The sequence below is a fragment of the Thermococcus sp. genome (assembly GCF_027008145.1).
Taxonomy (GTDB): domain Archaea; phylum Methanobacteriota_B; class Thermococci; order Thermococcales; family Thermococcaceae; genus Thermococcus.
The window spans coordinates 1-7,225 of the sequence record NZ_JALTCZ010000106.1 but is presented as its reverse complement, the minus strand read 5'-3'; the positions used below and the strand labels follow the sequence as shown (position 1 = coordinate 7,225).

Below are 7,225 nucleotides of genomic sequence, written 5' to 3'. Positions count from 1 at the left end.
AAAGCACAGGTTCAGGATTGTAGTGGGCTTCGACAAGGTTCTCCTGAGGTATGAGAACGACCCGAGGGAAAGGGAGAAGATATTCGGATATCTTATCAGACCCCACATAGGGGACGAGAGCCGTATCGCCCTGTACCTGATAGACAGAGACCTGATAGGCGAAAAAATCTTGAAAGAGCTGAGGGAGCACGCAACCAGGGTTCTTGAGAGCCGGTTTGAGGGGAAGGGCTTCGTTCTGAGGGTTGTGAAGTCTCTAGCTCCTGGAGACTACGGTTGCAGGGTCAGCGTTCCGGGAGATTGATCATCCCTCAAGCCATAACTCAAGCCTCTGCTTCCCCTTTCCGAGGCTGGAGCGCTTGAGCTTCTTTAAATGTCCTATCTCCTTTATGTCCCTCACGTGGGTCCCACCGCAGGGAATGACCTCAAAGTCCCTTATCTGGGTGTAGCGCGTTTTCCCTTCCCACCATATCCTCATCTCACCGCCCTCGTCAACGTAGCGGTTGAAGGTTTCGATCATCTTTTCCTTGTACTGGTTGACGTTCTCCTGGTAGAGGATGTCGTAGCGGCCCTTCTCGGCGCTCATCCCACTCCCGTAGAGCTCCCACTTCCCGGGGAGGACTTCGTTGAGAACGTGCTCTAAAAGGTGCATCGCGCTGTGAATCCTCATGAGCCTGTACCGGTAGTCCCAGTCTATTTTAAGCTCAACTTCATCGCCGGGCTTGAACCTCTCGGGCTCCGCAACGACGTGCCAGACGTTCTCCCCCTCCTTGTAGACGTCGAGGACTTCGACTCCGTTTATCGTCCCCCTGTCGTGTGGCTGGCCGCCACCGGTAGGGTAAAATATCGTCTGGTCGAGGAGCAGGGCGTTCTCCCTAATTTCCAGAACTTTAGCCTTGGCCTCCTTCATGTAGGCGTCCTCATAGTAGAGCTTCCTTGTCATGGTTCCCACCGGAGATAAATTGGAGGGGACGTTTAAATGACTATCGAAAGAAAAGTAGAGGGGAAAGGTTCACTTTCTTCTCCTGAGGAGGAGTGGTACAACCGCAAGGGCAACTAGGAAGGCCGGTCCGCAGACCTTGTTCTTGGCAGGGCTGGTTGCGGTTGAGCTGGTTGGAGATGCCTGTGGAGAGGTTGTCTTGGTGGTTCCGGTGCCTATGGAGAGCTCCTTGGTTATCGTCGCCTTGTTGCCGTAGAAGTCCTCGGCTACGATTTCAAGCTTGTAGTTGCCCTTCTCAAGGGCGGGGAGCTCAAGGATGTAGAAGTTGTCACCGGGCTTTCCACTGGCGGGTTCGGCCGGGAACTTGGTGACCTTTCCAAACTTAACCGGGTTGCCGTTGGAGTCATAGATGACCGCGTAGAGGTTCCTGAGGCCGAGGTTGTCGCTGGCCACTATGTAAGCCATGAACGGCGAGTTCGGGCGCGGACGGCTCGGCTGGAGGTAGGCTATCTGAACCTGAGGTTTCTCTGTGTCCTTGGCGGTGTCAACGACTATCTGAGACACTCCGGTGGGCACGGTGAGATTGACAAGCATATAGTACCTGTCGCCGATCTGTCTCTCGCCGACAACCTTGTAGGTGACGTTGGTGACGCTCGGGTCAACCTTGGCCCCTTTGGGTATCTCCAGCACTATTGGCCCGCTGACAGTGTGGTTGAGTTCGTTGATAAACTTTACCGCCGAACCAAGGTTGCTCTCGTGCCTGAAAACTATGAATTCCTGCGGAACCGGGATGCTCATGAAGTCGCTCTGAACCTTGTTGCTCTTTATATTCACGTGAACGTAGGGCATCGAGACGCTTCCGTTTTCGCTTATGACAACGAGGTTGCTTCCGTACCACGTCGGACTGTGAGTCTTTATGGTAGGTGGATTGGTCTCCTTGTCGGGTGCGCCGGTAGCCGTAAGGGTCAGGAAGTAGTGTTTGTTGCCGTTCTTGTCGATGTAGAGCCAGAACATGTCGTGGTGGATGTGGCCGCTCATTGTGAGTGGGATGTTGTACTTGACAACATCCTCAAGGAAGCGTTTGGCAACCTCCTGGTTGGCGCCCCAATAGCGTCCGACGTAGCCCCGCAGCTTGTCCCAGTCGGTGCTCGGGTCGAGGCCCTTTATGACACCACCGAGGTAGTTCCAGCGCGGGGCAAAGAAGAACGGGTGGTGGTAGAGGATTATTGGAGTGTAACCCTTGTGCTCGTCGAGAACCTTCTCCATCCACTTTATTTCATCCATCGTTGGGTAACCTCTATCGCCACCTGTGTCAAGGCCGATTATTATAAACTTCCCAACGGTCACGTAGAAGTAAGTCGGTCCGAGAACCTGGGTGTAGATCGTCGGCGGATCGTCGTGGTTGCCCTTGATCCCGACAACAGGCAATCCCGCCGCGGTTGCTCTCTTGACGATGTTGAACATGATGTTGTACCCGGTCAGGTCACTGCTCGTGTCAACCTCGTCTCCGGTGTTGATTAGCAGGGTTGCGCCCTTCATCGCCCAGTATGTGTAGGCGCTGTCGGTGGCGACGACGCTGTGGAGAGGTATCGGATTGGAGCACATCTGCTCGAGCTTGTAAATGTCTCTCTGGAAGTATTTCCCGCAGACGAAGCCGACTTTGGAACCGCTGGTCACGTGGGTGTCGCTCACCCATGCTAACTTAAGGGTCTTCGGCCACTCCTTAAAGACCTTAAGTCCATTCGGGAGGACAAGGGTTCCCTTATTGGTCTTGATGATCAGGAAGTAATCATCGGGGACTATGTCATCGGGAACCGCTACCACCGCATAGTTTTTCCCTCCTTTACTGAAGCTCGCCTCTAGAATGTGGAGCTGGTAGGGGCCGTGAAGTATCGAAACGGCGGTTATTGAGTCTATGCTATTGATATCACCCTTGAGGTAGAGGGTGAAGTTTCCTCCAGGAATCGCCATCGCGGGAACGACCGGGGCTGGCTGGTAGAGGAACTTGCTGTAGGTGTAAGAATACTCGCTCGCCGAGACCGTCCCCACGTTGGCGATGGCCATTGCACTGAACAGAACAACGAACAGGGCCAACAGGCGCCTCATGGTACCACCCTATAGAGGGGAGAAAAATTACTTAAAACCTTTCCCTACCCATTTTTGGGTAACACTACCTATTCGCTTTGGTTCAGGTGTTGTACAATGTAATCAGCGCTCTCTGAGGAACCGCCGAGGTGGCGGTAGGTGGTGTACAGCCTGAGTATCCCGTTCCGGAGAGAATCCTTGGGGCAGATAAGGTAGCGGGTGAAGAGAACTGCCATCTCCACGAGGAGGCAGTCCGCCCTGGTGAAGGGTCTCTGGGGAAGTCTCCCGGGGATTTCCCCCTCGGGCTTTAGGCTACACTTTAAAACCCTAGTCTCGCCGATATCGTCCCTCCATGTTTCCTCGGCACACGTTGCCTTTCCCAGCCATCCCGGAAGCCCTTTAATCCAGCGGTAAGGTTCTTTCTCCTCGAACTTCAGTTCAACGGGAAGGTTCAACGCGGTTCTCACGAGGAGTTCGGGATCGTTGGTGGCCTGGATTGCCACGTGTCTGTCCCTTTGGAGCTCCCCGAAGCTCTTTCCAGGAAAGAGCTTGAAGTTCAGAGAATCCCCCTTCCGGACAACTCCAACGGGTGTAACGTTCGTTCTCGTAACAAGGAGCATCTCATATACAAGGTTCTCCTCGGTCAGCAAGGCCACCACCAAAAGAAAAGGGATTAGAGCTGCTTGGGGAGGACTATGATGTCGTCCCTATCTATGTAGAAGGTCACCGGGTTGGTTGGCCTCAGGCCGGTCACTTCCCTGTCACTTATCGTCCTGGCGATTATCCTGAGCTCGCCCTCGAAGAGAGCGATTATTTCAGTGAAGAAGCCGTAGTATTCAACAAGGTCAACCGTGCCGGTAAGGGAGACCGTGTTTTCACCGGACTTGAGTCTTATCCTCTCGGGTCTGATAACGAGGACGACGTTGTCGCTCTTTTCTGTGTAGTGGAGACCATCGAGACGGAAGCTACCGAATTCAACTGTAATGCGGTCACCGTCCCTCTCAACAACCCTGGCCGGGATAACGTTGGTCTTGCCCATGAAGCTTGCAACGAATTCCGTCCTCGGCTTCTCGTAGATTTCCCTCGGCGTTCCAATCTGCTCTATCGTTCCGACGTTCATCACCGCTATCCTGTCGCTTATAGCCATTGCCTCTTCCTGATCGTGGGTGACGTAGATAACCGTTATCCCGAGCTCACGCTGGATCCTCCTTATCTCCGAGCGCATTTCAAGCCTGAGCTTCGCGTCGAGGTTGCTCAAAGGCTCGTCAAGCAACAAAACTTTGGGCTCAACGACGAGGGCCCTCGCTATTGCAACGCGCTGCTGCTGTCCACCGCTCAGCTGGGTTGGATAGCGGTTCTCGAAGCCCTTGAGCTTGACCAGTTCGAGGGCCCATTCGACCTTCTTCTTTATTTCCTCCCTAGGAACCTTCCTTATCCTGAGGCCATAGGCGATGTTGTCAAAGACAGTCATGTGAGGCCAGAGGGCGTAGTTCTGGAACACCAGCACGGCGCCCCTTTCGTAAGAGGGGAGGTAGGTGACCTCCTCATCACCGAAGTGGATGTGCCCGGTGTCCGGGTAATCGAGGCCGGCTATAATCCTCAGCGTCGTTGACTTTCCACACCCGCTCGGCCCCAGCAGGGTAAAGAGCTCCCTGTGCTTTATGCTGAGGCTTATACCTTTGAGGGCAGTGGTTCCATCAAATGTCTTGACGATGTTTTCAAGCTTGACATCAACCATCTCAACCACCTCATGTGAGACCGATGAAGGCGTACCTCTGTTTGGTTATCACGTTGGCCACCACGATGGCCGTTATCTGAACCGCCATCAGGAACACGCCCAGTGCGGCGGCGAGGTTTGCGCTACCGACAGCGCCTATGATCAGCTCCTTCATCTTCGCCGTTATCGGATACCAGGTCGAGTTTATCGAGCCGAGGGTGATGCCAACGCTGGTCTCGCTCATACAGTAGACGAAGCTGAGCATTGCGCCGCCGAGGAGGTTGAGGTATATCAGCGGTAGCAGGACGCTTGTAAGGGATCTCCACCTGCCGGCCCCGAGGTTCATCGCCGCTTCCTCAAGGGACACGTGAACCTGCTGGATTCCAGCGGAAATGGAGCGCGCCGCGAAGGGAAGGCGCCTTATCGAGTAGGCAAGGATGAGCGCCGCTCCCGGGAAGAAGTAGAGCAGGTTCGTCGGGTCTAGGATGCTTCCCTTGAAAGGAGGCACTCCAGAGAAGAAGAAGAAATAGCTCATCGCTATAACTATTCCAGGAACCGCTATAGGTATCGTCGCGAGGCTGTCAAGTATCGGGGAGAGCTTTGCCTTTTTGAACCTTCCAGCGGCATAGGAAGCCGTCAGCGAGAGGAGGATTATTATAACGATGGCAACCGTCGAGTAGAGCAGGCTGTTCTCTATAACCCTGACTATGTCAGGCTGGGTGAGGATTGCCTTCATGTTCTCCAGTGTGAACCCGGTTGGCCAGGTTCCATACCAGCTCTTTGAGAAGGCCAAGAGGATGACACCTATCTGGGGAAATATCGTGAGGAGGAGCGTCGGCACCGCCACAAAGGCTATCAGGAGTGCCTGCCACCACTTGGGCTTTGCAACCCTCGGCTTCCACCTCCCGCCCTTGCTCAGCATGGCGTACTGCCTCAGACCCACGTACCACCTGACGGTGAGGAACATTATGAGTGCTATCGTGAGCATTACCAGTGCCAGCGCCGCCATCTGGGGGTTTCCGACGGCAAAGCCAGAGACGAAGGAGCTGTAAATCTGGTAGGACATGAGCTTTTTCGCGATGTTGCTGCCCTGAAAGACGATTGGAGCTGCAAGGTCTTCCAGACTGAAAATCCCGACGAGAATCGCACCGGCGGTTATACCCGGAAGTGCGAGCGGGAAGGTCACCGTCCTGAAGAGGTGAAAGCCCTTGCTCCCAAGGTTCTCGGCCTGCTCTTCAAGGCTGGGGTCGATGTTTATGAAGCTTGCATAGGCGTTGAGGTAGACTATTGGATAGTAAGTTATGGTCTGGGCTATAATAACACCTATTAAACCGTCGATCCAGATGGGTTTGGGGAAGAGGTGGAGGTGCTCATAGAATATCCAGTTAATGAGCCCATTGGGCAGGAACATCTTCTTGACGACGACAACATTGACGAAGGGCGTTACCAAGAGCGGGATGAAGAGAAGAACCCTCATTATGTTCTTGCCCGGGAAGTCGTAGCGGGCCATTATGAAGGCGAAGCCTGTTCCGAGTATGGTCGTTAGAATCATGACACTTATCGAGACTATTATCGAGTTCAAGACAACGCCGAAGTCTTTGCCAAAGAGGTAGTATACCTCGTGATTCCCGTAGGGCCTAGTTGTCACGAGATAGCCTTCCGGATGAAACGGGTTGAAGTAGTAGCTCGATCCAAAGATGCTCTTGAACCAGTAGAGCGATATGTGCCCGTTGTACTCAAAGGCAGTCGCCAGCATTACCAGCACCGGTATCACGAGGAACATTACGAGGTACAGCAGGGGGAACAGAAAGGATGTCATGACGACGGCATCTGGGAGGGGCGTCCCAAAGAGTCTTTCGCTCCACTTGCTAACCTTCATGGCAGAACCTCCTCGCGTTTTATAGCCACTCTCAATCTAAGCAGGGATTGGCAGAAAACATTTAAATGTTTCTGAAAAGAGCATGAAAAGATGAAGAAAAATGGAGGGGGGTCTTGACTGCTCCCTGTAAATCAGCTACCCTCCATGCTCTTGAGGTCGCTCAGCACCTTGTTGTACTTGTTGATTGCTGCTTGGCGCCACTCCTGCATGAGCTGGCTCTGGAAGTCGGCGTTGGTGGCTATCTTGTCGTTTATCTTAGCTGCGTAGCTCTCGGTGAAGGTAACGATCTGACCGCTCAGCGGATCTTTGAACTTTATTGGGTCAGTCAGTTCTTTCTTTAGCTTCTCGAACTGATTCTTATTTATTTTTCCACTCTTGTAGGCGTTGACAATGGCCATCCAGGCCTGGTGAAGCGGGCCGTTTGCGTCGATGAGCGTGGCCTTGAAGTAGTACTGGAGGGAGTTTACTGTTTTGAGAGCCCTTGTGTCGTTGAAGGGTATTCCCTTGCTGTGTATAGCGATGTCGTAGGCCTTGAGGAGTGCGGGCCTGGCCTGGGCGTAGGTTTCGCCGACGTACTTGCCGTTGAAGAGTATCTTCGCCTCCTGCT

Annotated in this window: 6 protein-coding genes and 1 pseudogene; 1 reads left to right on the top strand and 6 read right to left on the bottom strand. The window is 53.6% G+C overall.

Features of this window, described 5'->3' with window-relative positions; genetic code table 11:
* Nucleotides 1–301, top strand: a 301-nt coding sequence (locus MVD07_RS05235) for a DUF257 family protein (protein ID WP_297499387.1), incomplete at its 5' end; no start/stop codon positions are given.
* On the opposite strand, the gene MVD07_RS05230 is transcribed toward MVD07_RS05235, so the two are convergent.
* The 6 genes and pseudogenes from MVD07_RS05230 to MVD07_RS05205 all read right to left on the bottom strand — a co-directional run.
* Nucleotides 302–940 carry an alanyl-tRNA editing protein gene (locus tag MVD07_RS05230; protein WP_297499389.1) on the bottom strand — a complete coding sequence of 213 codons (639 nt, stop codon included), beginning with the start codon at nucleotides 938–940 and terminating at the stop codon, nucleotides 302–304.
* 69 nt (nucleotides 941–1,009) lie between these two features.
* Nucleotides 1,010–3,043, bottom strand: a complete 2,034-nt coding sequence (locus MVD07_RS05225; protein ID WP_297499384.1) for a CGP-CTERM sorting domain-containing protein — start codon at nucleotides 3,041–3,043, stop codon at nucleotides 1,010–1,012.
* Nucleotides 3,044–3,111: 68 nt separating this feature from the next.
* Complete coding sequence (locus MVD07_RS05220; protein WP_297499382.1) at nucleotides 3,112–3,678, bottom strand: DUF447 domain-containing protein; 567 nt, start codon at nucleotides 3,676–3,678, stop codon at nucleotides 3,112–3,114.
* A gap of 17 nt (nucleotides 3,679–3,695) precedes the next feature.
* Nucleotides 3,696–4,760, bottom strand: a complete 1,065-nt coding sequence (locus tag MVD07_RS05215) for an ABC transporter ATP-binding protein (protein WP_297499381.1) — start codon at nucleotides 4,758–4,760, stop codon at nucleotides 3,696–3,698.
* A 10-nt stretch (nucleotides 4,761–4,770) separates the two neighbouring features.
* Nucleotides 4,771–6,618: an iron ABC transporter permease gene (locus MVD07_RS05210; protein WP_297499380.1), complete on the bottom strand. Its 1,848-nt coding sequence runs from the start codon at nucleotides 6,616–6,618 to the stop codon at nucleotides 4,771–4,773.
* 131 nt (nucleotides 6,619–6,749) lie between these two features.
* A pseudogene (locus MVD07_RS05205) lies at nucleotides 6,750–7,225 on the bottom strand (ABC transporter substrate-binding protein); the annotation flags it as partial.